The following is a 25,861-nucleotide window of genomic DNA, read 5'->3' on the forward strand; positions in this document are numbered from 1 at the left end:
CGATGTAGAGAGGGGCTGAAAATCCCCAAAAACTTCGCTAAACTCGCGTTAAAAACTGTGTTACCTATCAACAACAGTCCAAAACGCAGCCGGGTTTTTTTATCAAACACTTCCCTCGATTCCGGTACCCGGCTAAAAATCACCGGAATGCTTGAGTTTGTGTGTCTCCAAGACTGAGAAATACTTGGCGTAAGCCCTTAGCGGCCGTCTTTGTCAATATCGCCAGGAACAGCCCGTTCCACCCGATCCCAAGCGTCGCGCGTGGCGTGCTTAGCTTTTTCCCAAGTCACATTAGACTTACCGCGATTTGTTTCGTAGTCGCGCTGCAAATCCGGTTCGATCTCGTCGTATTTCTTACCAGTAGCGCCATAGCGGGTGTATCCCTCATAACCCGTGCGGTATGCAGGCTGATAGTCTTCGTAAGTCGCGCTCGTGTCCACGTAAGGACGGGAACTGTAGTTGCTTTGCCAGTAAGCATCTTCTACCGTGGGGTCGATCGCCTCGCCCACACCTTTGCCCGCCAAACCGCCGCCAAAGGCACCCACAACAGCGCCGACAACTGCTCCTACAGGCCCGCCGATGGCACCGCCGATCGCAGCACCCGCAGCACCGGCACTCGCCGCACCAATACCCGTTGCGACTGGATGAGCCCCGGTTTCCCCCGAAAGCGGATCTAGGTTAGCATCAGGTTCATGTACCGTTTTTTTGTCATCGCTCATGATATTTTTTCCTTTTATCTAACTGTAACTATGATTAAATTTACCTTTTAAATTCATATCTATTCATCTGCCTTAAGGATGAAGCTGCTAGCTTCAAAAGGAAGGAAACGATCAAATACTTCTCGACTCAAAAACGAGTTTTACACGCTACTCTCAAGGGATAAGGTGCGCCTCGGCGCACCCTAGATCGTGATGTTCAAGTGAGTTCTAAACTCGGCTCCCTTGTTTATTCACTGAAGCTGTTTATTTACCAGCAACTTGAGTTAGATATAAATCTCTTGATTTATTAGTTGCCAGTTACCTTTTCGATCAACTCTTCAGCTTTTTGAACTATGCCTTCTTGCGGGTGTTCTCCCTTGTACTCCTTTAAGCTTTCGTCGTAAGCTTTCTCGACCGTTGCAGGATTTTGAGAGGTTTTGACTATTTCTTCGTAAGCTGCTTGGGGATTGAGATCCTCGAAACTTTCTGCGGGGTCAGTAATTTTAGCTTCTGGCTGCGCCTGAGTTCTGTCTTGACCTGCGTAAGCAGCCTGACTGGGTACGATCGCTAGACTTAGCAGACCAATGAACGCCAGGGTACATACCAGCAAAATGCTTTGGCTCAATGTTTGTCCTAGAGCTTTTAAAACCCGCTTCATATCAACTTCTCCTCGTATTTTTCCGCAAAAATTATGGTGTTTGTCGCCCCTTCACTGCGATCGCACATTGACAACCTTGGTTCAATCGCAATCTGTGTCGCAGCTACCGCATCTAGAGCGAGCCAAAAGGGATGTTTCCCGTGACATCCCATATCTTAAGCGCCTGCTTGTTATTATTACTTCTACCAAAAGATAGATTAGTTATACAAGCGGAACTCATCTCCTATCAGGGGCGATCGCAATTCCTGCGAGGAACCCTATCTAGGGGTTTTCCCATCAATTAAGAAGCCCCTGACTCTTCTTTTTAGGCGCGTCTTTCGCGTCTTCGCAGTTCTGGCAAAAATCCTATTTTCCAAGATTTTAAATTGCTATAAATAACCTAACTAACTACAAAACAACCTGCTCTATGTCTAGTTTTCTGTTCTGCATAGCTCGTTCAAATAGCTCAGTAGAAAGAGCTTGTTCGACCGACCAAACGCCCGGTTTTTCCAGTTTTCCTTCTAACATTAATTGAGCTATGCTGCCAGTACCGAGGCCCGTAGCGACTGCTGCACTAGGGTGTATCGCTGTCGAGCAAACTTTAGCGGGTTGACCGTTTTTGAGACCGGTCACTTGCGATCGCACGGCCACACCAACCCCACTAAAACTATTACTAACACTGGTCATCCCATAACTGACGTAGGAGAGAAATTCAATCACAGAGTTATTTTTGAGCCAGCTAGCGGGCCAATACTTGGCAACAAACCAGGTAAGGTGATTGTAAAGGTCGGGAGACGTACCGAATTTAGTCACAACTGATTTGACGGGGAAAGTTTCGGGCAAAGTGATTGCTTCCGGCATATCGAACCAGTAAACGCCTGTGTTGCCGTAGGGTGCGGGAAATTCAATTGTTTCGCGATCGCTGTAGGGTTTTACTTGCTGCCACTTGCGATCGGCCCAAACGTCAAAAGGAGTTTGCAAACCTAAAAAAGTGGTTCTCATGACGGTAACGCCAGCACCGCCAGAACCTCCGACAACATAACTCAAATGGATGTTTTCTGCTTCATCTAATTGCTCCACATCTCGCCGCACCATGCTATTAGACACACCGGGAAAAATCCCCGTGTTAATAATAGCAGTAATTCCAGCATTTTTAGCTGTTTCGCGCAAGTCTAAAGCTCTGCGAGTAAAACTGCGGCTGTCGCTGACATCAGTATAATTAACACCTGCTTCTATGCAAGTTTTCAGTACACTAGCGTCTCGGTAGTGAAAAGGCCCCGCACAGTGAACCACAAGATTAGACTCTGAAACAGCTTTTTGCAGGGCTGCACTGTCCGCTAAATCAAAAGTTTGGTACTGCACCCGATCCGGCGGCAATCCCGGCCCAATAGAGGCTTCAGAGTTGCGTCCGGTAACGGTAATTTCTGCGTCGGTATGGGTAACAAGGTCTTGGGCAACACTGCTGCCAATTCGTCCTCGGCCGCCGACAATCAAAACTCGGTTTGCCATCGCTAAAAAAAGGGTAACGCCACTTCTCAGTCTCTCAACTTGGGGCCGGCGTTTTCATCCGCATAAAGTATGAATTGAGGAGAATGCGAGATGGTGGGGATCGGTGGCTATCGCCCTGATATGCCGATGGGGAGCGACTTCTACCAGGGACTTGCCTGTTCTGCTTTCATTAGAGGTTTGGCTGCGACACTAAGTTTAAAAATGCCTTCCGCGTTAACTTGTTCTTCTAATATTGAGAATTGAGAATTTTATCAATGGAATATGCTCTCGGATGCAAAAATATTTTAACAGATTAGAGGGAACGTGAACCACCGCCAGCGCTCGCGAAAGATGCACCAGATTTAAAAAGGGTAGTCCTGGACGCAGGGGTGGTCAGAAACCGGGTTTTTGCGAAAATACTGTATCCAGACCTTTAAAACTGGTAAAAACCCGGTTTCTTTGGTATTTATGCGTCCAGGACTAAATGGTATTAATAGCGCTCGCAAATCGTTTTCCCTTCACAGGGAATCAACCAGAAAAAATTATCGCACTTGCCAACAGATAAATCAATACAAACAAACAAACGCAGATGTGATTCATCTGCGTCTATCTGCCCTCATCTGCGGTTGCTAAAAATCTTACTTCTCATTACTCCGAAATACCGACTTCCCCTTCGCTTTCAGAGTATTAGCCGCATCTGCTAAAGTCTGCGCGAAAGGCTGCTGCGAGTGCATGAAAACGCGAGCGGTATTGCGTCCCGGCATCCCCGAAATTGAGCCACCCGGATGCGTTCCCGCCCCCGTGAGGAACAAACCGTCGATCGGCGTTTTGTAATTCGCCAACTCCGGCAAAGGACGGAAAAATATCATCTGATCTAGCGTCATATCAACGTGATAATAATTCCCTTTCAAAGCCCCCAAACGCTCTCCCAATTCCGCCGGACTTTCCACGTGGCGCCCTATAATTGAATTTTTGATATTTGGCGCGTATTCTGCTAATTTATCGATGCAGCGATCGGCAACTTTGTTTTTGAGCTCATCCGTCCAACCCGTACCGTGCTGGCCGGTTCCTTCAGCATTTTCGATCTGGTAAGGAGCAAAAAATTCAATCCAAGCCGTATGATGTCCGGGGGGAGCCATTGACGGGTCTAGTACCGTCGGAAACACTACATACATCGATGGATCAGAGTCGGGAATTCTGCCGATTGAAGGCTCGCTGTGAGCAATTTCAACGTGTTTTACCGAGTCTGCAATTAAAACCGAACCAATTAAATATTCGTCCCGATGATTCCAGCGATCGAACTTGGGCATTTCATTGAGAGCTAAGTCTATTTTGAGAATAGTCTCGTTGTTGTTAACAATTTTGCGCTCCAATCTTTCCCGCAAATCCGGGTCGGCACTGTCAACATCGCTGGAGTCCATTAAGTGCAGAAACAAGCGCTTAGCATCAATATTAGAAATGACACCTTTTGTCGCACGGTATTCCGTGCCGTTGGCAACTCGAACTCCCACAGCGCGACCATCATCAACTAATATTTTCTCGACGTGCTGGTCGGTAAGTACCACACCGGAATAACTTTTCACTAAATTGAGCAGCGCTTGCACTAATGCACCCGTCCCACCGCGCGGTCTTGCCATGCCGGGATTGTGTCTCATTGCCAGCATAATTGCGCCTACAGCAAGGGTTTTTTGCGAAGGAGGCGCGCCTAGTTCTGCGGCGAATCTTGCTAGGGGTGCTTTGATAAATTCCTCGTCAAACCACTCGTTGAGAAGGTCTTCAGCGCTGGTGAGCATCGTGCGAACAAAGTCCAGCGTTTTGTCGGGTGAACCGATGACTGACAATAAATCTTTGATTTTTGAAATATCGTAGTTTCCCAGAATATCTACGATCGATTTTGGTGGCGCATTAAACATCGGAACCATTGCCCCTAAAGCCCGCTGCCAAAAGTCTGTATATTCGGCATATTTTTTAGCGTCGCGCTCGTTGTAGCGGGCAATTTCAGCACAAGTTTTTTCAACGGATTTGTGCGCTAAGAAATATTTACCGTCGGGATGCGGACAAAAAGCCACTGGATCGCAGAAAAGATATTCTAAACCGTATTTTTCCAGTTCTAATTCTTCTACAACTGGCCCTAAATGGATAAACTCGTGGTCGATCGCGCACATATTGAATTTAAAATCCGGTAATTCGGGAATGGCCGCTTCAGTAGTTGCTGCGCCCCCGGGAACCGAACGTTTTTCTAACAACAGGACGGTATATCCAGCTTTCAGCAGATAAGATGCACAGACGAGTCCGTTGTGACCTGCGCCTATGATAATGACATCATACGTTTGCATAGATGAAGTTCTAGGGAGAGGATATTTTGCTTATTTTACAAATGTTAACAAGTTGGCTGTCTCTACCAATAGAAATAGATTCATTGTCAGTAAGCCCTTTTAGCATATTACAAAAGAGGGAGCTTTGACAAAATCCTGTTGTGCGATCGCCCTGATTTCTGCTTAAACTTACCGAGCACTCACCCTTCTCCAATTGCGCCAATATTGTACTATATTTAGGCAAATTTATCTGCGTTAAATTAAACAATTTACGCAAAGGAAGTAAGAAGGAAGAAGGAAGAGGAAAGGGGGCATTGGGAATAGGGAAGAGAAACAGTTTTGAGATTGCTTTTTTCCTTGCAAGACGGGGAGTGGAAGGAGTTAAGCCCTAGGAAAAATACTTACTCCACACTCAAAACTGCTAGCCAATTACCTATTAGTACATTGAGACATATTACTTTAGTTGCTGGAGCGCAGCCTCAGCTTTTTGTACACCATCATTGTTGCCTTGCTGGCGGTAAGTGTCGAGGGCTTGTTTAAAAGCTTCAATTGCTTCGGATTTGCGAGCGCGCGCTTTGAGTGCCGTACCCATATTGTAATAAGCTTCTGCCCGGTTTGGATCGAGTCCAATCACTCGCCTAAAAGTGGTAATTGCTCCTAAAAAATCTTGTTTTTTCAGTTGAATTTCCCCGATTCCTGCGTGTGCTTCCACTAAATTCGGTCGTACCGCAATAGCCCGCTGATAAGCTATAAGCGCTCCGTCGAAGTCGTTTTGATCCTGGAGAAGTTCGCCAATTTCTAGCTGCACTTCTGGATTCCGGGGCTCCAATTTTGCAGCTTCTTCAAAAGCTGCTAGCCCTTCGGAAGTATAGCCTGCCCGCAGCAAAGCAGTGCCTAATTTTAACTGGACACCTGCTTGTTTGGGAGCGAGTTCGGCTGCTTGTTGGAGCACGGTGACAGCACTGGCAAAACTTCCCTGCTGGATCAATACTAAACCCATTGAAGAATAAGCTTGCCAACTTTTTGGATCGAGGGCGATCGCCTCTTGGTATGCTTTAAAAGAACCGCTGTAATCTTTTTGCTGAAAGAGTACCACTCCCAGACCGATGCGGGCATTGACATTTTTGCGATCGAGCGCAGCGGCGCGGCGATAAGCTGTGGCGGCTGCGGGGTAGTTTTGTAAATTCGCCATAGCATATCCTAATGCGTATTGGAAGTCCGCATTGTTCGGTTCCAGACCGATCGCTTGTTGGTAAAATTCTACTGAGGCTTCATAGTTGCCTTGACGCGCTTCTAAATAGCCAATACCAGAAAAAATGCGCGGGTTTTCCGTATCTAAACGCGCAGCTTCCTGATAAATGGCGATCGCGCTACTGTAGTCTCCTACATCTACAAACTCGCGCCCTTGTCGCAGCAGAGCATCTAAATTTGAATCATTTTGAGGGTTGACTTGAACGACTGTTTCTGCTGAGAGCGCTATTTGCGGCGCTGTGACAGCGAATCCTGCTATTAGCAACGTAGTGAATACCAAGAGACTTTGTTTGTGCACGGCCATGTGTTTCAAAGAGTATGTGGAATGGAAGAGCGAGTTGCTGTCAGCTTGACAAGCTGACAACTGATGATTTACCAGGAATGTTTGAGTGGCGAGATGTAGTAAATCTACAGAACAAGACCCACTCAAAATTTTCGCGATTGAGGCCAACTGATGATTGTAACAACAACTGATATCATCCAAGGAGCAGAAATTCAATCTTACCTGGGAATTGTAACTGCTGAGGTTGTCTACGGCACCAATGCCCTGCGAGACTTCTTCGCGGGCATTCGCGACATCATCGGCGGGCGCACCGGCAGTTACGAGGAAGTGTTTCTCAAAGGACAGCGAGATGCCCTCGCGGAACTGGAAAAACGGGCCCAGCGCCTCGGCGCCAATGCCGTAATCGGGGTGGAAGTTGACACCGGCACGATTAATGTAGACTCCAGCGGGGCTTTGCTGCTGATTACTGCCGTTGGAACGGCTGTAAGATTGCGTTAAGCTGTATTTTCTGTATACGTCCGCATTTCCTGTATACATCCGGGAACTTTTCCAACGGGATAAAATAGTTATCACTCATGAGTCATCAGTCATCAGTCATTCGCTAATAGCGGGTGGCTGGGGGCGGATGACTTTTTCGTTTCTTTCTTCAGACATAGATACTGGTTATTTCCCCAGGCAGATATAGTTTTTATCAATCTCAGCCACAATCAATGCTTAAGTGAAAGATTGTTAAAAATTAAAGCAACTCTAAGAGGAAAGAAAAACCTATGTCATACGTAAATAGACCTGTAGATAACGTTGGTACCGAACCCGTGGTGGTAAATTCAGTGATGGAATACCACGATCGAGTACGTTGGGGCCCGATTTTTTCGGGTTTGGTAATTGCGATCGCCACACAACTGGTGTTAAGTGCATTGGGCGCTGCGATCGGCTTGAGCAGCATTGCTGGTTCAGGAGCTCCGCGCACTATTTCAGGAGACGTGGGTACCGGCGTCGGAATTTGGTCAATTATCAGTTTGTTAATTAGCTTGGCCGTTGGCGGTTGGGTAACTGCTCGTGCTTGCGGCCCGATGAACCGCAACACAGCGCTTTTGAACGGAGCAATTTTGTGGGCAACCACCTTAACAATCGGCTCTTGGCTGTTAGCAAATGGCGTGGCCGGCACTTTTGGCGTCATAGCTGCGAATGCGGGAGAAGCAATTAATCAAGCGCAGCAAAGCGGCGTCGATTTGCCGAACCAAGCGCCTAACGTAACTGCTCAGGATACTCGCAATATCGCTGGTAATGCTGCGAAAGCTGGTTGGTCATTTTTGTTCGGCTCGCTATTGGGTTTAGTTGCTTCGATGGTAGGAGCATCTGCAGGTGCACGCACTCCCCGGAATTACTCGTAAATGTTTCGTCAGACACGGAAAGTTCATATTCAGGAAAGCACTTTTTTTAAGGTGCTTTTTTGTTATTTTAATTTGGTTTCTCGTTCCCAGGTTGTACCGGGGAACGAGTATAAAAACGAGGAAAACGAGAGAAAGGTGCTGCTAGCGCACCCTATAAATTAAGCGCTGAAGTATTTGGCTGCTGGGTGATAGGTGATAATTGCGGTTGTTGATTGTTCGGGATAAAGTTGTTCGCTTTCATCCATGTACAGGTTGATACGATCGCACTTTAACAATTCCAGTTGCTTATACTGATCCGCCATATTCGGACAAGCAGGATAGCCGAAACTGTACCGCGAACCGCGATATCTTTGCGCCAGCATATCGCGAATGTTGTCCGGTTCCTCGCTACCAAATCCCAATTCCCGCCGAATTCGCGCGTGAGTCCATTCTGCTATTGCTTCCGCTGTCTGTACCGCTAATCCGTGAAAGTAGAGATAGTCGGTATATTGATTGTTAGCAAATAGCTTTTGCGCGTACTCTGTAGCAATTTCTCCCACTGTCGCTACTTGCATCGGAAATACATCGATTTTACCCGATTCTTTGGGCGCAAAGAAGTCGGCAATGCACAGCCGGCGCGCCGATTTTTGGCGGGGAAATGTGAATGTTGCAGCCACAGGCAAGATGCCTGTGCCACTCTCTGTTGCAGCCACAGGCATCTTGCCTGTGCCACTTTCTGTTGCAGCCACAGGCAAGATGCCTGTGCCACTTTCTTTTGTGGGGTGGGCATCTTGCCCGCCACTGATTATTGTTTGCCCGCCACTGATTATTGTTTGCCCGCCACTGATTATTGTTTGCCCGCCACTGATTATTGTTTGCCCGCCATTCATAATTTCCGGATCGTACAAATGCAAAGAATTACCTTCAGCTTGACAGGGAAAATACCCGTAAATTGCTTGCGGCTGCAGTAACTTTTCGGTGATAATTTTGTGTTTCCACTCTTCCAAGATGGGATAAACTTTCTCAGCTAAGAAAGCGTCGTATTCTTCCCGCGATTGGTCTTTGGGCTTGCGGAACTGCCACTGACCGGCAACTAAAGCTTGCAAATCTAAGTGCCAGAAAATCTCCTCAAATGGGATGTCTTCTCCCTGCAACAGTTTCGTTCCCCAGAAAGGAGGAGTCGGGCGATCGATATCTGCAGCAACTGCTTCGGATCGCCTAGTATCTATCACCACAGGAGTGTCTGCTTTCTTAGCCTCTTCTACAGAAATTTCTGGCGCCGCTTTAGCTTCTTTAACCGCCCCATTATCATCCTCTATTTCATCTAAAAATCCTTGCAAATCTTCCCATTTTCCAGCAGATTTTGCTGGCATGAGTTTGTCCATAAAGTGCAAGTCAGAAAACGCATCTTTGCCATAAATTACTTTACCTTTATAAGTATTTTGGCAGTCTTCATGTACAAACTTGGGAGTCAAAGCCGCGCCGCCCAAAATTACCGGAACCGTGATTCCTTTCTGGTTGAACACTTCCAGATTTTCTTTCATAAATGCGGTGGATTTTACCAGCAAGCCACTCATGGCTATACAGTCGGCTTTGTGCTTTTCGTAGGCTTCGATGATATTATCAACCGACTGTTTAATTCCCAAGTTGATCACTCGGTAGCCGTTGTTTGATAGGATAATATCAACCAAGTTTTTGCCGATATCGTGAACGTCGCCTTTGACAGTAGCGATGATGAATGTGCCTTTGGCGTTGTCCCCGGATTCGGACTTTTCCATGTGCGGTTCTAGATAGGCAACTGCCGCTTTCATTGTTTCTGCTGACTGCAATACAAATGGCAGTTGCATTTGTCCCGAACCGAACAATTCTCCGACTACTTTCATCCCGTCTAGCAAGAAGGTATTGATAATGTGGAGGGGCGGATAGGTTTCTAATGCTTTGGCGAGTTGGATGTCGAGCCCAATGCGTTCGCCGTCGATGATGTGCTGCTTGAGGCGTTCTTCTACCGGGAGGCTTGCGTCTTCTGTACGATCGCGCTTGGTAGTTTTGCCCGCAAACACCGTTGTCAGGTCGCCCAAGGGGTCATAAACGCAAATTTCGCCGTCAAACTCCCGTTCGTCGTAAATCAGTTTACGGCAGATTTCTTGGTGTTTGGGGTCGATTTTCGCCAGGGGCAAAATCTTATTGGCGCTGACAATTGCCGAGTCCATCCCCGCTTGCATTGCTTCGTGCAAAAACATGGAATTCAAAACTTGCCGCGCCGCCGGATTCAAGCCGAAGGAGATGTTAGAAACTCCTAAAATTACGTGACAGCCTGGTAATTCTTGGCGAATGCGGCGGATGGATTCGATGGTGGCTTTGCCGTTTTTTCTGTCTTCTTCAATCCCGGTGGAAATGGGCAATGCTAGGGTGTCAAAAAAGATTTCTTGGGGGGGAATTCCGTAGGCGACGGCGGCGTTATAGGCGCGTTGGGCAATCGCAAATTTTTTGTCTGCGGTTCTCGCCATTCCGTCTTCATCAATCGTCCCGATAACTATGCCCGCGCCGTATTTTTTCGCCAACTCCAAAACTTGATAAAAACGCGGTTCTCCGTCTTCATAGTTAGTGGAATTCAGCAAACATTTGCCGCCCGCAACTTTTAAGCCTGCTTCCATCTTTTCCCATTCTGTGGAATCCAGCATTAAAGGGAGAGTTGCATTTGTCACAACGCGGGAGACTAATTCTTTCATGTCTCGCACGCCGTCGCGGCCGACATAATCCACGTTGACATCGAGAATGTGCGCGCCTTCTCGCACTTGTTCCCTAGCCATTGCTACTAAACCATCCCAGTCTTCGGCGTTTAGCAAATCGCGGCATTTTTTGGAACCGCTGGCGTTGAGTCTTTCGCCGACAATTAAGAAGGAATTCTCTTGTTCGTAGGGTTGGGCGGTGTAAATTGAAGCGGCGGAAGGTTCCCAAGTAATTTCGCGAATTTTGGGTTTAAGAGTTTTGCCAATTTCTGATAGTTCGCGAATGTGATCGTAGCGAGTGCCGCAGCAGCCACCGATGACTTGCACGCCTAAGTCTTCGACAAAGCGCATCAAGGCCATTTTTAATTCTATGGGCGTGAGTTTGTAGTGCGCGTGGCCGCCGATGTTTTCGGGTAAACCGGCGTTGGGAACGCAGGAAACGACGAAGGGTGAATGTTCGGAAAGGTATTTGACGTGTTCGGCCATGCGATCGGGCCCGGTGGCACAATTTAATCCTAAGATATCTATGGGGTACGGCTGCAAAATGGCTAGGGCGGCGCTGATGTCGGAACCGACTAACATTGTGCCGGTGGCTTCCATTGTGACTGATACCATTAACGGAATTCGCGCACCTTTTTTCTTAAATACTTCTTCAATGGCATTTAATGCTGATTTAATTTGCAGCACATCTTGACAAGTTTCGACAATAAATAAGTCAACGCCACCGTCATAAAGTCCTTCTGCTTGTTCGGCAAAAGCGGCGGTGAGTGTGTCGAAATCAATGTGTCCTAATGTTGGCAATTTGGTGCCTGGCCCGATCGATCCTGCGACAAATCTCGGTTTTTCTGCTGTGGAAAATTCGGCGGCGATACCCTTGGCGAGTTCGGCGGCAGTTTTGTTGAGATAATATGCTTTGTCTGCTAAATCATATTCGGCGAGAACGATGGAAGCCCCGCCAAAGGTGTCTGTTTCGATGACATCGGCCCCTGCTTCGAGGAATCCCCGGTGCACGTTGGCGACGGCTTCGGGTTTGGTGTGGACGAGATATTCGTTGCAGCCTTCGTATTCTTTGCCGCCAAAGTCTTCTGCGGTGAGGTTTTGGACTTGCAGGTTGGTTCCCATCGCGCCGTCGAAGACGATGACGGGGCGTGAGGGGTGGTGGAGTCGATCGAGGAATCTGCTATTCATAAGCGGTAAAAAAACGCAGGTGCTATATATTTACAATTTTATCTATTGTGCAATATTGTCAACATTTATGTGACTGTTGGCAAATGGTTAATTAGTGAAGGATTTAATGCGGCTGACAATAGTTCGTAGGCCGGGGCCGGGGCGTAGCCATCGTACCTGTTATTTTACCGATCGCCCTGGATTATTGTCAAAATGCTGTTGTGGGTGAGGCTGCGGCGGGAAAATCGGCGAGTTGCAAGGGATTTTTTCGCTTAACTGCTGACGATTTTTGCGAAAATGCGATCGCCACAATTCAATGAGTTATATAGCAATCCTAAATGCCTCGTAAATTCTTACCCACCCCAACCCTCTCCGAACCCGCTGGGACTCCGTAATAAATTGACAAATGATGCGAGAATTGCTATATAACTAAAGCATTAAGATTTCTTTCTCATCCTTTTGTGAGACGCTATTTTAGGCAGTCGCTTAATTTCACTTTCGCCTCCTGGAACTTCTAGTTGTTTGATATTTTCTTCTACTTCTTCTATAATTTCTAAATCAACAGTCTCAACCTTGCCCCTGCTGATTTCTTTCTCTTCCTCAATCTCCTCCGCATTCAGTTGATTTGGGATTAACTGCACGTCTAGCCCAGAAGCTTGAACCGACAATTCTTCTATTTTTTCATTAATTTCAACTTCTCCAATCTCTTGCTCAATTTTCGCCGCCACTAAATCTTCCTCGCAAGCAGGAAAATCATCAATTTTTTGACTAATTTCAGTTTCTCTGATTTCCTTATCTACTAGCTGCATGGATAACTGCTGCTTTTCCCTTGACAATTCATCAACCTTAGTTCCAAGCATTCTAATCTGTTCGTTAAGAACGCGAATTTCTCGGTTTTGCTGCTGAATCATTTCTTCGGCATCAGCAATAGTTCGATTTCTCTCTAATATAACCTCATTTTTAGTTTCTAATTCCAAAGCGCTCATGGCCGCTTTAATTACATTATAAAAATGTGGCTTAGATACATCAACTTGTTTAGCATTATGACGACTTTTTCCCAAAAGTCCAATCTTTTGTCCTTGCTTAACAGCCAAAACAAAACCTTGATGATTTTTTATTTTTAATTCTTTGACAAAATCCACTTGAACTAAACTGCAAATATATTTGTGACAGTCAAAATAAAATTCTGCTTTCATCAAAAAGCACCCCTTTCTGCTACAGTCCCGCAGAATTATAGCATGAACAGAGTTTTTGCGGGAAATAAAAAGAAATAAATAATCGATCGCCCATTTGGGTCAAAACTAAATTTCATCATCAACAACATCTTCCGGCAACTCTACCACACCCGCAATCAACTTCCAACAAGGGTCATCTCCCTCCCAATCATCGGGCCGCCAAGGCATACTCAAACTCACTGTTACCAAACAAGCTTTTTGCGGTACATACCCCAATTCTAACTTTCTAATAAACACCGGATCTGTAATTGTTGCAGTCAATCTTTGACCATGCTGCGTGACAATAGATCCTTCCCATTTATTACCACCTTCAAATCTTTGACTTAGCTTTTTTACCGTAAATCTTACTGCTTTGACTAATTGCAAAGTTAGGCGATCGCACCTTGGCAAAGACTGCATATATGCCACCGTAACATATCGCAAATCGTTGTGCAAAATATATTCTTGACTCTGGCAATATTTCAGCAAATATGCTGGCGGAACTTTCCCTACTTGCCGCCATTTTCCCGGTAAAACAGAAAGATTTTCACACTCAAAGCCAAAGTCCGGCCCCGTCTTGGCCAGAGGAATTTCTAGAACATCTAACAACGCGGGTTCAAGTCTATTTATCTGCCGCATTTCTTTAGGAATTTTGCCCTCTGGTAAGTCGGAAACAGGACGCACCCACTTACCTTGAAGTTCATTAATTCCGGCGATGCACCTGTCGCCGCGTTTCCAGGAATTAGCGAGACAAATTATCCGAGTCATTCGATTTTAGATTTTAGATTTTAGATTTTAGATTTTAGATTCATCCCACCATTATCTAATCTTTTCACTAAATCAAAGATGATTAATTGTGACATTTTTCCACTTCTCGCTGAGATATTCAGCAACTAAGCGGCGGTGACAATTATGAGGTTTTGGTTCGCTACAAAGCAGACACCCGCAGTCTAAAATATCCGATGAAACCTTGTGTTCAATTTGTCGATCGCCCATCAACTCCAAAAACTTCTGTTCATAAACATCCCAATCTCCCTTTTTCTTTTTATAATCATCCAAAATATCTTGAGTTGGCGCTAAATCCAGAATGTGAACGTACTCAATATTGCCAATGGTTCGCAAAAAATACTCTAAATCTTTCCGCTTAGCAAAACCCGCCAACTGCGACACATTATTCAGCCGCGTATCTATCACCCTGCGGACTCCCGCTTGCATCAAAATCCCAAAAAACTCCTCCGCACTTTTTTGAGTGAAACCAATTGTAAATAAATTAATTGCTTTCTTTTGTGACATAAGCGATGTCCAACCCGTGACGATAATAAGCTGTTTCTAAATCTACTATTTCCTCTTTAACTTGAGGCTCTAATTCAAACAAGCTTAGCTGAATTGGCTCATTATTTTTTTTGCCTTTGTTAAACTTGCTCAAAAGTCTTTCTTCTAAATGCTGGTGCGATTCTAAATTGCCATCGGAAAGAATGTGATGAATTTGTAAATTAAATTCTCTGAGTTTCTGGCAAACTAAAATAGTCCTATGACAAGTAATCGGGTCTTTTTCCGCACACATTAAACTGATTTTATAATTGGCTGCGCCTTGGATCAACCGCTGAATTCCTTCGGAAAATAGAGGAGTTGCTGCTATGCGATCGTATAAAGCTTTACCGCTAGTATCATAACAGCTTAAATCCTCTGGTCTCGCGCCCAACTCTTTGCCTAAAAAAACATATTGAATGCCAACACTTGACAGAGAAACTTTAATTTCGGATTTATTAAAATGAGGTAAATAGCGGCTAAAAGGATGCGATCGCACGTCCGCAACCGCCGTAATTCCGTGTTGTTGCAGCAGCAAAACAAACGCTTCAATACTCAGATTGGAGTGCCCGATCGTAAATAATTCCATTGCTTCGATCTTACTATTCCGTCTTTGCCTTGCGGATGAAAGTTTGTGTAGCCAAATTCTGGCAACTGGTAGACTTCAAGCTGTAGGTTTCTTTAGCAACTTTTGAATCACAAGTTGCACAGCCAGCAGCATCAAACCCAAAGATGCAAAAGCAAAAACACCCGCACCCAAAGCCACAATCCCCATAACTAAAGTTCTCACAGCCGCGCCAATATTAATCGCAGTCACATTGTCAGAATGAATCGGGGAATTTGCAAAAGTTTGGACTATAGACAAAGTTAGCGCGTACAAAGCCGCCGCAAACCCGCCCGCGATCAGCGAACCAATCACGCACCGCAAAATCGTCGGCGGCGTGGAAGATGCAGAGGTTGCATCTTCAGCCGAACTCAGAGGTTTAGAAGTAGAATTTGGATTAGTTAAATCAGTCATGGCGATTTTAGATTTTAGATTTTAGATTTTAGATTTCTGGTTAATTCACCAAAACTAAAATCGGTGTTGCATGACATATTATCAGTTCTTCGATCTCAATAGACTCTGCGAAAAGTTAGATTAATCTTTACCCTCGCCTGTTAGACAGGTTTAACGGGCGATGGCGATCGCACCCTCTTCGAGTTACACCCTCGAAATCGGCGGTTTCGTCTCGTTTCCCTGCGAAAAAATCTGAATTCCAGTATTGCTAAACGGTGCTACCCAAAAATCCAAATCTGGAGAAGCGATCGCACTTTTAACCCGTTCCACAACCTGCTGAGCCTGCTCTGAAGACTCCGCCAGCGCAAACACCGTCGGCCCGGAACCCGACATCATCGTTCCCAAAACCCCCGCCGACTCAAAAGCCTCCCGCAACTGCAACACCTGCGGGTACACAGGTAAAGCAACTTTTTCTAAATCGTTGTGCAGCAATTGACCAATTTTCGATCGATCTTTTTGGGCGATCGCCCCCACCATCGGGCCCGAATGCAGCCGTTGCCGACGGCACTCCAAATCTTCCGCTGCACAATAGGAACTACTGAACTGCTGGCGATAAGTTTGATACGCCCATGCCGTAGAAATACTGAGATTCCGGTACTTGGCCAACACCACAGAAAAGCCACCCAAATCAGGCAGCGGCGACAGTTTATCCCCGCGACCAGTTGCCAAAGCCGTACCTCCCGCAATGCAAAAAGGCACATCCGAACCCAAAGTTCCCCCCAACTCTTGCAACTCCGACTGAGTAAGTCCCAATTGCCACAGCAAATCCATCCCGACTAAAACCGCAGCCGCATTAGCCGAACCGCCGGCAAGCCCCGCCGCCACTGGAATCTGCTTGTGAATGGCAATCTCGACTCCGCCGTATTTCGCCAAAGCATCGGGGAATTGCTTCGCCAACAAATCCGCCGCCCGGTAGGCCAGGTTATTCTTATCAGGAGGGACTTGCGGGTGATCGCAGCGCACGCGAATCGTGTCCGTACCGATCGCGCGCAAGTCAATTCGATCGGCTAAATCTATGCTTTGAAGTACCATCGCCAGTTCGTGGAATCCGTCGGGGCGATCGCCTATGATTTCCAGATACAGATTGATTTTTGCTGAAGCTAGCAGAGAATATGAACGCATAGGTGATTAAGCCGCAGGTGAAAGAAACCCCTGGTTGAAATTAATTGACACCAGTCAGAGTCCATTTTCTCACAACTCAAAGGAAATATTATGCAGGAAATGTGGAAAACTTTTTTTACTTCCGGGCCATTTATTCCTCACGGCCACTGCTATCTCTGGCATACCCCGTTAGTCTGGCTTCACCTTACCTCAGATTCTATCATTGCACTCGCGTATTTTTCGATTCCAATTACATTGGTTTATTTTATTTCCAAACGCGAAGATTTGCCATTTAATTGGATCTTTGCCCTGTTTGGAGCCTTTATCGTCGCCTGTGGCATCACTCACATATTTGAACTCTGGACACTTTGGCATCCTACCTATTGGCTTTCAGGAACAATGAAAGCAATTACTGCCCTTATTTCCTTTGCTACAGCCATACTTTTGGTAGACTTAATGCCTCAAGCCCTAGCACTTCCCAGTCCCGCACAGTTAGAATCCGCCAACAGACTCCTAGAAGCTGAAATTGTCGATCGCCAATTAGCCGAAGCTGCACTAAAAATAGCTAAAGAAGAATTAGAAATTCGAGTTGAGGAACGCACCGCAGAGTTAAAGACTCAAGCTCAACATTTAGCCTTGGCCAACCGACTCCTAGAAGCTGAAATTGTCGATCGCCAATTAGCCGAAGCTGCACTAAAAAAAGCTAAAGAAGAATTAGAAATTCGAGTTGAGGAACGCACCGCAGAGTTAAAGTCTCAAACTCAACAGCTCGAACAAGCCTTGTCTGAATTGAAGCAGGCTCAATCAAAGCTAATTCCTAGCGAAAAAATGTCATCTTTAGGGCAATTGGTCGCTGGGGTTGCTCATGAAATCAACAATCCGATTAACTTTATTTACGCGAATGTTACTCACGCTCGCGAGTATGCCGATAGTTTGCTAGAATTGGTGAATATCTATCAAAAACAGTATCCGAATCCCTTACCCACACTTAAAGAAAAACTCCAGTCTGTAGATTTAGATTTTATTATCTATGATCTACCAAAAATATTAATTTCTATGAAAAACGGGGCCGAGCGCATTCTCGGTATTGTCAAGTCGCTGCGAGTTTTTTCGCGCCATGACGAAGCCGATATGAAATTAGCCGATGTTCACGAAGGAATTGACAGCACACTGATGATTTTGCAAAGCAGATTGAATGCTAAGCCCGGTTTGGCGAATATTCAAGTTATCAAACAATATGGCAATTTACCCCGAATCGAGTGCTACCCCGGACAGCTAAATCAAGTGTTTATGAATATCCTGGCTAATGCTATTGATGCTTTAGAAGAGGACAGCCACAGCGAGTCGATTGCAGCCAATGAAGCTGATAGCCGCCTCATCAAAATTTCTACCCAACTTTCAGACAGTGAATTGGTAGAAATCCGAATTAGCAACAACGGGCCAGAAATAATCGAATCGGTGAAAAACCAGTTATTCAATCCATTTTTTACCACTAAACCAGTAGGCAAAGGCACGGGATTAGGATTATCTATTGGCTATCAAATTATCACAATAAGGCATAAAGGCGAATTGCAGTGTATTTCTGCACCGGGGAAAGGTGCAGAATTTATTATTCAAATTCCGATTAGCCTACAATAAGCCTTTAAAAATTTCCATAAAACCTAAATTCAACTATTAGTATTCAGACCAAAAAATACTTAAGAAATACCCCGATATCCGAATTATTTAAGCATTCGGGTATCTAACACAATCCTGAACTTCAAACCTCGCACATAAGATTATTGCTCAACTTTACCCATTGCTCCACGCTTAAATCTTCAGCGCGAGATTGAGGATTTATCTGTAACTCTTCTAGCAATTGAACGAGTTTATCTAAATCCACAGCCCCTTTCAAATTATTTCGCAGCATCTTGCGCTTGCTACCAAATCCCAACTTAACTAAATTCTCCAAATAGCGCGGATTAACCGCCGGAGTTTCTATCTGTCTGGGAAGCAGCCGCACCACGGCAGAATCGACTTTTGGCGGCGGAAAAAAGTCTTTAGACGGCACATCGCAAATTAACTCGCATTCTGCTAAATACTGCACCCGCACCGACAGCGCGCCAAAAGCTGTCGAACCCGGTTTAGCGTAAAGCCTTTGGGCCACTTCTTTCTGCACTAACAGCACGATCGCATCGAAGGGTTTAGCAGCAGGAACAGAGATTGTTCCCAGCAGTTTTTGCAGAATCGGGCCGGTAATATTATAAGGGATATTGGCAACAACTTTATTGGGATTTTGGAATTTGGGAAAGGCTGTTAGTTCAGCCTCTAAGTCCATTTCCAGGATGTCGCCTTGCAGCAATAAAAAATTGTCGGTTTTGCCGAGTTGTTTGGCTAGCTTGAGACACAAATCTCGATCGATCTCCACAGCAACAACAGACTCAGCCGCAGGTAGCAAGCGTCGAGTCAAAATCCCCGTGCCCGGCCCAATTTCCAGGACGCGATCGCCATCCAAAGAAGCCGCTTTCACAATCTTATCTAAGGCTTTCTCGCTTTTGAGCCAATGTTGAGCAAACTGTTTCCGGGGTCTGGTCGATCGCATTTTTTGAATTTTTGGAGAAATCTTAGCCTGTCATTCTATCACAGGTCTATATCTTTTCCTAACCTACGGTCATGTTTATTTTTGTTAACAGGGGTTGAATTAACCAAAAAACTTGGGCACTATAATAAGGACAAACGATAAAAAATCAATTTATTTCTTCCCAATTACCAACAGCACAACACGTAAGTCACGCATACACGGATAGCTGTTTTTCCAAATAACCAATAACAAATATAGCAATTTTTGCAGGAGTCGTAATTTTTTTACCCCACCCCAACCCTCCCCTTATCAAGGGGAGGGAGTAAGAAATTTACAAATGATTTAGGATTGCTATAACCAATAACAAATAACCAACAACCAATTACCACTTCCCCAAAAATGAAATTCCAACGAGTATTTGGTACATTACCCAAAACCACAGCCAGCGCCCCCGGCAGAGTAAACCTGCTGGGCGAACACACAGACTACAACGATGGATTTGTACTTCCAACAGCGATTCCCCAGCGCACCACAGTACAAATCGGTTTCAGCAGCGACGATCGCCACCATTTTTATTCAGCAGAATATGACGAACTGATAAATTATTCAGACGACGATACCATACCGCAAAAATTTGTCACTTATATCTGTGGCTGCCTCAGACTTTTAGAAAAAGAAGGATACAAAATACCGCCAATAAATCTCTACATTACCTCGACTGTGCCGATCGGAGCCGGTTTGTCCAGCAGCGCCGCTTTAGAAATAGCAACCCTCAGAGGAGTGCGCGCCCTGCTGAACCTCCCCATAGACGACGTGCGCCTAGCTCAAATCGGACAGCTAGCCGAAATCCGATATGCCGGCTTGAACTGTGGGATCATGGATCAAATGGCGTCGAGTTTAGCAGACACCAACACCATGCTATTAATCGACACCCGCAGCCTCGAATGCCGCCCGATACCTTTTCCCGCAAACACAGAAATTTTAATAATTGACAGTGGCGAAAGCCACCAACTAGCAGCCGGAAGCGGCTACAACCAGCGGCGCGCCGAGTGTGAGGAATCCGCCCGGATATTGGGAGTTAAAGCTCTTAGGGATATAACCGATCCCCAAGCTGTCGAAGTATTACCGGAACCTCTGAGAAGACGAGCGCGCCACGTCGTTACCGAAAACAACCGCGTGCTAGAAGCAGTAAAATCTTTGTCAGCCAAACGTTTTGGCGAGTTAATGAATGCTTCCCACGCCAGTCAGCGCGACGACTACGAAGTTTCGGTGCCGGCAGTAGACACGCTGGCGGCCATCTTGCAGTCAATCCCCGGAGTCTTCGGCGCAAGGCTGACGGGCGGAGGTTTTGGCGGTGCTTGCGTAGCCTTGGTGGAGAGTGGGAAAGCGGGTGTTATTGCATCCGAGGCGATCGATCGCTACCAGCGCGCGGGTTATAGCGGCCGCGTTTTGGTTCCCGAAATTCCAGTTAATTCTTAACTCCAGAACTATCTCCCGGTAGGGAAGGCCACCGCACAGTCACGATTACCGAATCCTCCTCCGCAGACCAATAATGAGGCACTCCCGGCCGCCAGAGAGCATAATCTCCTTCGCGAGACAGCAAGATTTCTTGCTCTGGAAATTGCAGGCGAAACCGGCCTTTTACCAGGATAGAAAGCGTCGTGGCTTGTGCATTTACCGCCCACTGAGTCCTACAATCTCCGGCGGGGTGAGTGCCCCATTTTACCTCTAATACAGAAGTCGATCGCGGGTCATCTTCCGGCGTCATAAAGTGACCCGCAAACCAACCGCCCCGACTTGCCCCTTCAGCGCCCGCATTTCCGAAAACCACTTGAGATGACATCAGCTAATCCGGTAAACAACAAATAGCTTGAGAGCACCAACTCTACGTTTGGTACTCAAGGACATCCCGCACGATCGCTCGTGTCGTAGGGACACTCCAAGAGTCCAGAGGTGTCAACTTAACGTACAACCGATAGTCCCACAGTCCGACAGGGGTTGAAACCCCTGCCTCAAAGCTAAAGTCGTCTGAAGACGACTAATGAGTTTTTCAGTCCTCTTTGAGAGGACTTTCGCTATGAGACAGGGAATTCATTCCCTGGCGGACTAACTCCAACAGTCCATAGGTGTCAACTTAACGTACAACCGATAGTCCGACAGGGGTTGAAACCCCTGCCTCAAAGCTAAAGTCGTCTCAAAGAGGACTAATGAGTTTTTCAGTCCTCTTTGAGAGGACTTTCGCTATGAGACAGGGAATTCATTCCCTGGCGGACTAAGGTGTGGGCGGGAGGACTGGTGGACAAAAAGCTTAAGTTGAACACCTATGGGCTTGTCCTAAGTCCCTACAGTCGCCGTGTTCCTACAAGGGCTTACCACCAAAAGTGCGATACTTACTTGCGGCCCGAAGGTTGACCTTCCGTAGTCGCTATTTCCCCAGCTTCCATCAACTGCTTAAAGCGACGTAAATCATCTGCAATTTGCTGTTCGGGAGCTTCGCCAAATAGTTTAGCAGCACCAGCACCAATTGCACCGCCCGGAGGGTTGTATTCGATGACAACTTTTACCTCAGTACCGCGTCCCGCTGGTGCCGCTTGAAAGCGCACAAAACCCGAATTGTCAACATCAGCCCCTTCCACAGACGCCCAAGCAATTAAGCGATTTTCTTCTTCGCGGACAATCTCTGCATCCCATTCCACACTATTGCCCATCGGCGCGCTAGCAATCCAGTGAGAACGTGTTTCATCGATTACCGTAACGTGTTTGAGATGCTTCATAAACCGAGGCAAATTTTCAAAATTGCGCCATAAACGGTACAATTCCTCAGCCGGTTTGTCGATCGTCACCGTCTTTTCAACTTTAATGCTTTGATTCGGATCTGCGGCCGACTGCAAACCCTCCACAACCCCCAGACCGCGCGCCGCTAAACCACCACCCGCAACCGCCAGCAAAGCACCTCTCAAAGAACGCTGCGACAAACCAAAAAGCACCAGCGCCCCGCCACCAATTAAAGATGCCCAGCGTTCGGTATCGCCGCTGCTACTTTGGTTTTGTTTGTCAGAATTTGTCATTGAAGTAGATTCCATTGGTTTAAACCTCGTGAATTAATAGCGAAAAATAGCAGCTAAAGGTGCCTCGTCCGGCACTTGTTCCGGCGGCATCGCGTAAACAGTTCCGCCGTTGAGAATAGTTTGAATTGCTGCGGCATTCAACAAATCTTCGTCGCCCAATTCTGCATCTGGGTGGACTTGCACCGCGTTTGTATCGGGAATAAAACTACCCCACTGCTGAACGCCAAGAGCCACAAATAGTCGATCGACCCGTCCAAAATAAGCAGCCGAAACAGCTTCTTTCAAATCAGCAGAAATTTTATCGCTGCTTCTGCTCGGACTGGCTCTAGCAATCCCACCGCTTCTTTCTTGTCAAATCCGTACTCTACTATTTTTTGTTCAGCCTCTCTGATTAAATTTTTGAACCGAATCGGATTTTGTTGAGTTTCTGTTCCTTGAGCGACTGGCATATAAATTGATACGCACAATCCCGGAGATTGTTGTACCAGTGCTTTGAGTTCCTCTGCAGATATTAAGTTCACCGCTGAAACTCTTTTTCTAATAAGGGGTTGTGTAATGAAAACAACAGATTCTTTAAAATGTATCTTTCCTGGCGGGGCTCCTGCGTCTGCCTAAAGTAATGATCGCCTGCTGTAGAGCATTTCATCTCCGAACTAAAACGGGGGTTTAAAGCTCTTGTCGCTTTTACTGCCCGCGTCCTGGTTTGCAATCTACGAAACCTAATGCTTCTGTGTCGAGAAAACTGGCGATCGCCATTTCGATCAGCGCTTCGATCGGATATTCAATTTCCGCAGCACGCGCGATTAGAGCTGCTTTAATTCGTTCTGGCAAACGTCCCAAAATAACTTCGGCATCAGCAGGAGAAAGTTGTTCTTGAAGTTTGGCTTGCATGGCATTCACCTTTAGGTTGGAATTTGAACGTTGTTAGGTTGCGTGTGCTATCAGATCGTGACGTTTGAATAGGTTGACCAGAAAATGCTCTACTATTATTTCCGCTTCACTTTCGTTATTAAGTTCATAACCTCCAAATCGATACACTTCATAACCACATAGCTTTAGCCGTCTATCTTCAGCAACCATTTCAGAATATAGCCTTGGACTGGCTGTATCTTCTTCAGCATAATGCTGCTTCCCGTCAATTTCTATTACTATCCTTATTCGATCTGATAGCAGAAACAAAAAATCCATTCTTTGGCGCACCAAGCGACGCCGAGCTTGCAACTGCTTAAGTGTATACGGGTCATAGTGCAAATAAACTTGTGGGACTAGAGCCGGAAGTTTCTCGTTGAATGACTCATAAAACTTCTTAAAATAACTTCTCCAAAATAACTTCTCCGGCTGAGAACTAAATGATTTATCCAAACGAGAATATAGTTTTCGGCCGACCTCTCTATCTGATTCGTTATTTAGTTGTTCTCTCTCCCTCCACCAATCAACAAGCTCCTTCCAAAGAAGACCGTGTGACTTGATTGGACGATCGTATATGAGACAATAATCCGCATTTTTGACTATCTCAATATCGTTGCTGACTGAATCAGAGAAGATGATTTCTGGCTTTGATCCAGTCGCTGCAAAAATCAAATTCTTAACGTTGTTACCTACCCCCAGATTGGCAGGGTAAACTCTATAACCATTCTTGTCTACTGTAAAACCGTGCTTTTCACAAAGCAAGCGTAATTCTTGTTTCCTCTCCTCACTAATCCAACTTATAAGTAATGTGTTTTCTAAAACTTTCACAAACTTTCGGATCGACTCCATACTTTCCCAATTTAGGGAAGCATAATAATCTTCAACAAGTGATCTACGAGTTCCACTTGAATTCTTCTCGGATTTTCCCTGTGCAATTCCAGCAGCAGTAAAAATATCATTGATGTTACGTACCACCAAATTATCTACACAGAATTCACGGAACTCTGTTTTCAAAATTTCAACATTTGGTGTCATCATAAAATAGTCTCATTAGGACAATCTCATCGCTTGCTTACTGCAATAAATTTAACAATTATTTTGAAACCTTTGTCTCTAGCTTACTTCATTTATCGCCCAAAACTCACACCGCGATATAATTCTGCGATCGCCATTTACGGTAGCGGGGGGTTGACGAATTCGATCGCCTTAAACTACATCCGTTTCAGCAATTCATCGTACTCGTCGTGTACACCAATCCAGTACCAGTAAATACGATCGGCTTCCAATAAACCTAAAACACGATAATTGATACTGATACGAGCAGAATAAATCGGTTGCTTCTGACTGACTCGCTTGAACTGAAGACTTGGATGATAAGGATCATCCTGCCAAAGGGCATAAGCTTTATCGGCTTGTTCCTGAACTGATGCAGGAAGACTCTCTAGCCGCGTGCGAAATGACTTTGTAACACTTGATTTCATTTTTGTGTTGGGAAAACCTCATCAAGTGGAACCGTTTCTCCTCCCGCAATTTCTTGACGTACCATTGCAGCCATCTGATCCCATTGATCGTCTGTCGTGTCAGCAAAACGAGTTTCCCATTTTTGCTCGTCCTGCAACTCTGCCAAAAACCGAGCCGCGATCGCATCTTGCCGATCGGGTGGGAGTTTTTGGATTTGGGCGATCGCCTGTTGAAGGAGTTCAGTCATGATTTTGTTTGAAACCTGTATCTCTAGCTTACTTCATTTATCGATCGAAATTCACACCGCGATATAATTCTGCGATCGCTATGCTGTAATAGAGATCAGTCCCTTCAAACTTCCATAGTTTATGACCACAGCAGTATCTATTGACATTGGTACGCTCATTACACGCACTCCCGAACTGCACGGTGGATGTCCCCACATCCTCGGTAAAGGTGTTACCGTTCGCCGGATTGTAACCTGGTACAAGCGAGGATTGAATGCTGAAGAGATTTGCGATCGCATTTCTCATCTCACCCTCGCCGAAGTCTACGCCGCATTAACTTACTATCATGCCAACACCGCAGAAATTGAAACTGATTTGCTCCATCAAGCAGCAGAAGCCAAGCGTCTTGAAGCTTTGTACAGCAACTTTGGTAAAGAAGCATGAGTGAGATAGTAGGTGAAGAAACATCATGCTTTGTAAACATCTTTCCGATGTTTGCATTGTAATAGGAGAATGATTAGTTCTTCATCGCCGATTTCATAACGAACGCGATAATCACCGATCCGAATACGGTACTCATTGTCAGCACCTTTGAGCTTGACCACCCCATCTGGGCGCGGGTTTTCGGCAAGTTGCAAAATCTTGACAGCGATACGATCGTAGACATCATTGGGCAGGGCATCTAGCTGCTTTTGTACAGCTTTAGGGGTAAGGATAGTGTAAGTCATGTCGATTTATTTGCCCGCCCGGCCATATATCGATCGAAAGTTGTGTAATCTCCAGCTTTGTAATCAGCACGGGCCGCTTCAATTTCGGCAATATCTTCTGGATAATCGTCCTCATCCGGGAATAATTCAGCTTCCAAAAATTCCCATATCTTGTATCTTTCAGCAATTCCCAGTGACGAAATAGCTTCCAGCAGTGATTGAAATGAGATGTCTACTTTCACAGTATTCTCAGCCATCAGAACTTTCCTCCTACTTTAATTTTACACTTAGTATATTTATTCAAGATGCTC

Annotated in this window: 28 protein-coding genes; 5 read left to right on the forward strand and 23 right to left on the reverse strand. The window is 45.8% G+C overall.

Features of this window, described 5'->3' with window-relative positions:
- Nucleotides 1-197: 197 nt before the first annotated feature.
- From QT984_RS20135 to QT984_RS20155, 5 genes are all read right to left on the reverse strand, one after another.
- Complete coding sequence (locus QT984_RS20135; protein ID WP_333056742.1) at nt 198-719, reverse strand: hypothetical protein; 522 nt, start codon at nt 717-719, stop codon at nt 198-200.
- 286 nt (nt 720-1,005) lie between these two features.
- Entirely contained in the window at nt 1,006-1,356 is a 351-nt protein-coding gene (locus tag QT984_RS20140; RefSeq protein WP_333056741.1) for a hypothetical protein, read from the reverse strand.
- A 387-nt stretch (nt 1,357-1,743) separates the two neighbouring features.
- Entirely contained in the window at nt 1,744-2,844 is a 1,101-nt protein-coding gene (locus QT984_RS20145) for a saccharopine dehydrogenase NADP-binding domain-containing protein (protein ID WP_333056740.1), read from the reverse strand.
- A gap of 617 nt (nt 2,845-3,461) precedes the next feature.
- A complete protein-coding gene (crtO, locus tag QT984_RS20150) occupies nt 3,462-5,159 on the reverse strand; it encodes a beta-carotene ketolase CrtO (RefSeq protein ID WP_333056737.1) in 1,698 nt (565 codons plus the stop codon).
- A gap of 433 nt (nt 5,160-5,592) precedes the next feature.
- A complete protein-coding gene (locus tag QT984_RS20155; protein WP_333279110.1) occupies nt 5,593-6,693 on the reverse strand; it encodes a tetratricopeptide repeat protein in 1,101 nt (366 codons plus the stop codon).
- A 150-nt stretch (nt 6,694-6,843) separates the two neighbouring features.
- Here QT984_RS20155 and QT984_RS20160 point away from each other — a divergent pair, with 150 nt between their 5' ends.
- Both QT984_RS20160 and QT984_RS20165 read left to right on the forward strand, forming a co-directional pair.
- Nucleotides 6,844-7,170, forward strand: a complete 327-nt coding sequence (locus tag QT984_RS20160) for a YbjQ family protein (protein WP_172184303.1) — start codon at nt 6,844-6,846, stop codon at nt 7,168-7,170.
- Between the two features lie 269 nt (nt 7,171-7,439).
- Nucleotides 7,440-8,063, forward strand: a complete 624-nt coding sequence (locus QT984_RS20165) for a hypothetical protein (RefSeq protein WP_333056735.1) — start codon at nt 7,440-7,442, stop codon at nt 8,061-8,063.
- A 158-nt stretch (nt 8,064-8,221) separates the two neighbouring features.
- Here the strand turns inward: QT984_RS20165 and metH are convergent, their stop codons facing one another.
- The 7 genes from metH to ispE all read right to left on the reverse strand — a co-directional run bounded on the left by metH (nt 8,222) and on the right by ispE (nt 16,639).
- Nucleotides 8,222-11,959 (reverse strand): methionine synthase, encoded by a 3,738-nt coding sequence (gene metH / locus QT984_RS20170; RefSeq protein WP_333056734.1) that lies wholly within the window; start codon nt 11,957-11,959, stop codon nt 8,222-8,224.
- A gap of 416 nt (nt 11,960-12,375) precedes the next feature.
- The gene (locus tag QT984_RS20175; RefSeq protein ID WP_333056732.1) at nt 12,376-13,134 is read right to left on the reverse strand and encodes a hypothetical protein; all 759 of its coding nucleotides are present in this window, start codon (nt 13,132-13,134) and stop codon (nt 12,376-12,378) included.
- Nucleotides 13,135-13,239: 105 nt separating this feature from the next.
- Nucleotides 13,240-13,920 carry a dual OB domain-containing protein gene (locus QT984_RS20180; protein ID WP_333270843.1) on the reverse strand — a complete coding sequence of 227 codons (681 nt, stop codon included), beginning with the start codon at nt 13,918-13,920 and terminating at the stop codon, nt 13,240-13,242.
- A gap of 72 nt (nt 13,921-13,992) precedes the next feature.
- Nucleotides 13,993-14,445, reverse strand: a complete 453-nt coding sequence (locus QT984_RS20185) for a DUF488 domain-containing protein (RefSeq protein WP_333056729.1) — start codon at nt 14,443-14,445, stop codon at nt 13,993-13,995.
- Nucleotides 14,423-15,049, reverse strand: coding sequence for a DUF488 domain-containing protein (locus QT984_RS20190; protein WP_333209794.1), 627 nt, complete (start codon nt 15,047-15,049; stop codon nt 14,423-14,425). Before QT984_RS20190 ends, QT984_RS20185 begins: the two co-directional genes overlap by 23 nt.
- Before the next feature lie 75 nt (nt 15,050-15,124).
- On the reverse strand, nt 15,125-15,478 hold the full coding sequence (locus QT984_RS20195) for a DUF3082 domain-containing protein (RefSeq protein WP_333374770.1): 354 nt from the start codon (nt 15,476-15,478) through the stop codon (nt 15,125-15,127).
- Nucleotides 15,479-15,661: 183 nt separating this feature from the next.
- A complete protein-coding gene (ispE, locus tag QT984_RS20200) occupies nt 15,662-16,639 on the reverse strand; it encodes a 4-(cytidine 5'-diphospho)-2-C-methyl-D-erythritol kinase (protein ID WP_333270841.1) in 978 nt (325 codons plus the stop codon).
- Nucleotides 16,640-16,729: 90 nt separating this feature from the next.
- Here ispE and QT984_RS20205 point away from each other — a divergent pair, with 90 nt between their 5' ends.
- Nucleotides 16,730-18,256, forward strand: a complete 1,527-nt coding sequence (locus QT984_RS20205; protein WP_333231428.1) for an ATP-binding protein — start codon at nt 16,730-16,732, stop codon at nt 18,254-18,256.
- A gap of 121 nt (nt 18,257-18,377) precedes the next feature.
- On the opposite strand, the gene rsmA is transcribed toward QT984_RS20205, so the two are convergent.
- The gene (gene rsmA / locus QT984_RS20210; RefSeq protein ID WP_333209787.1) at nt 18,378-19,199 is read right to left on the reverse strand and encodes a 16S rRNA (adenine(1518)-N(6)/adenine(1519)-N(6))-dimethyltransferase RsmA; all 822 of its coding nucleotides are present in this window, start codon (nt 19,197-19,199) and stop codon (nt 18,378-18,380) included.
- Nucleotides 19,200-19,577: 378 nt separating this feature from the next.
- On the opposite strand from rsmA, the gene galK reads away from it, so the two are divergent.
- Nucleotides 19,578-20,657, forward strand: a complete 1,080-nt coding sequence (galK, locus tag QT984_RS20215; RefSeq protein ID WP_333056721.1) for a galactokinase — start codon at nt 19,578-19,580, stop codon at nt 20,655-20,657.
- Here the strand turns inward: galK and QT984_RS20220 are convergent.
- From QT984_RS20220 to QT984_RS20255, 8 genes are all read right to left on the reverse strand, one after another.
- Entirely contained in the window at nt 20,647-21,021 is a 375-nt protein-coding gene (locus tag QT984_RS20220; protein ID WP_333209785.1) for a signal peptidase I, read from the reverse strand. The genes galK and QT984_RS20220 overlap by 11 nt on opposite strands.
- A gap of 547 nt (nt 21,022-21,568) precedes the next feature.
- Nucleotides 21,569-22,261, reverse strand: a complete 693-nt coding sequence (locus tag QT984_RS20225) for an SRPBCC family protein (protein ID WP_333209783.1) — start codon at nt 22,259-22,261, stop codon at nt 21,569-21,571.
- 18 nt (nt 22,262-22,279) lie between these two features.
- Nucleotides 22,280-22,531, reverse strand: a complete 252-nt coding sequence (locus QT984_RS20230) for a hypothetical protein (RefSeq protein WP_333056718.1) — start codon at nt 22,529-22,531, stop codon at nt 22,280-22,282.
- Nucleotides 22,528-22,767 carry a hypothetical protein gene (locus tag QT984_RS20235; protein WP_333056717.1) on the reverse strand — a complete coding sequence of 80 codons (240 nt, stop codon included), beginning with the start codon at nt 22,765-22,767 and terminating at the stop codon, nt 22,528-22,530. The genes QT984_RS20230 and QT984_RS20235 overlap by 4 nt, the downstream gene beginning before the upstream one ends.
- Before the next feature lie 163 nt (nt 22,768-22,930).
- The gene (locus QT984_RS20240) at nt 22,931-23,137 is read right to left on the reverse strand and encodes a hypothetical protein (protein ID WP_333056716.1); all 207 of its coding nucleotides are present in this window, start codon (nt 23,135-23,137) and stop codon (nt 22,931-22,933) included.
- A gap of 33 nt (nt 23,138-23,170) precedes the next feature.
- Entirely contained in the window at nt 23,171-24,193 is a 1,023-nt protein-coding gene (locus tag QT984_RS20245) for a DUF559 domain-containing protein (RefSeq protein ID WP_333259083.1), read from the reverse strand.
- 173 nt (nt 24,194-24,366) lie between these two features.
- Complete coding sequence (locus QT984_RS20250) at nt 24,367-24,636, reverse strand: ParE family toxin-like protein (protein ID WP_333056714.1); 270 nt, start codon at nt 24,634-24,636, stop codon at nt 24,367-24,369.
- Nucleotides 24,633-24,863, reverse strand: coding sequence for a hypothetical protein (locus QT984_RS20255; RefSeq protein ID WP_293208071.1), 231 nt, complete (start codon nt 24,861-24,863; stop codon nt 24,633-24,635). The genes QT984_RS20250 and QT984_RS20255 overlap by 4 nt, the downstream gene beginning before the upstream one ends.
- Before the next feature lie 121 nt (nt 24,864-24,984).
- Between QT984_RS20255 and QT984_RS20260 the strand changes: the two genes are divergently transcribed.
- A complete protein-coding gene (locus QT984_RS20260; RefSeq protein WP_333056713.1) occupies nt 24,985-25,287 on the forward strand; it encodes a DUF433 domain-containing protein in 303 nt (100 codons plus the stop codon).
- A gap of 23 nt (nt 25,288-25,310) precedes the next feature.
- Here the strand turns inward: QT984_RS20260 and QT984_RS20265 are convergent, their stop codons facing one another.
- Together QT984_RS20265 and QT984_RS20270 are read right to left on the reverse strand one after the other, a co-directional pair.
- Nucleotides 25,311-25,571, reverse strand: coding sequence for a type II toxin-antitoxin system RelE/ParE family toxin (locus tag QT984_RS20265; RefSeq protein WP_333056712.1), 261 nt, complete (start codon nt 25,569-25,571; stop codon nt 25,311-25,313).
- Nucleotides 25,568-25,807, reverse strand: coding sequence for a hypothetical protein (locus QT984_RS20270; protein WP_333056710.1), 240 nt, complete (start codon nt 25,805-25,807; stop codon nt 25,568-25,570). Before QT984_RS20270 ends, QT984_RS20265 begins: the two co-directional genes overlap by 4 nt.
- Nucleotides 25,808-25,861 lie beyond the last annotated feature (54 nt).

The sequence above is a fragment of the Microcoleus sp. Z1_B2 genome (genome assembly GCF_036700325.1).
Classification (GTDB): Bacteria; Cyanobacteriota; Cyanobacteriia; order Cyanobacteriales; family Microcoleaceae; genus Microcoleus.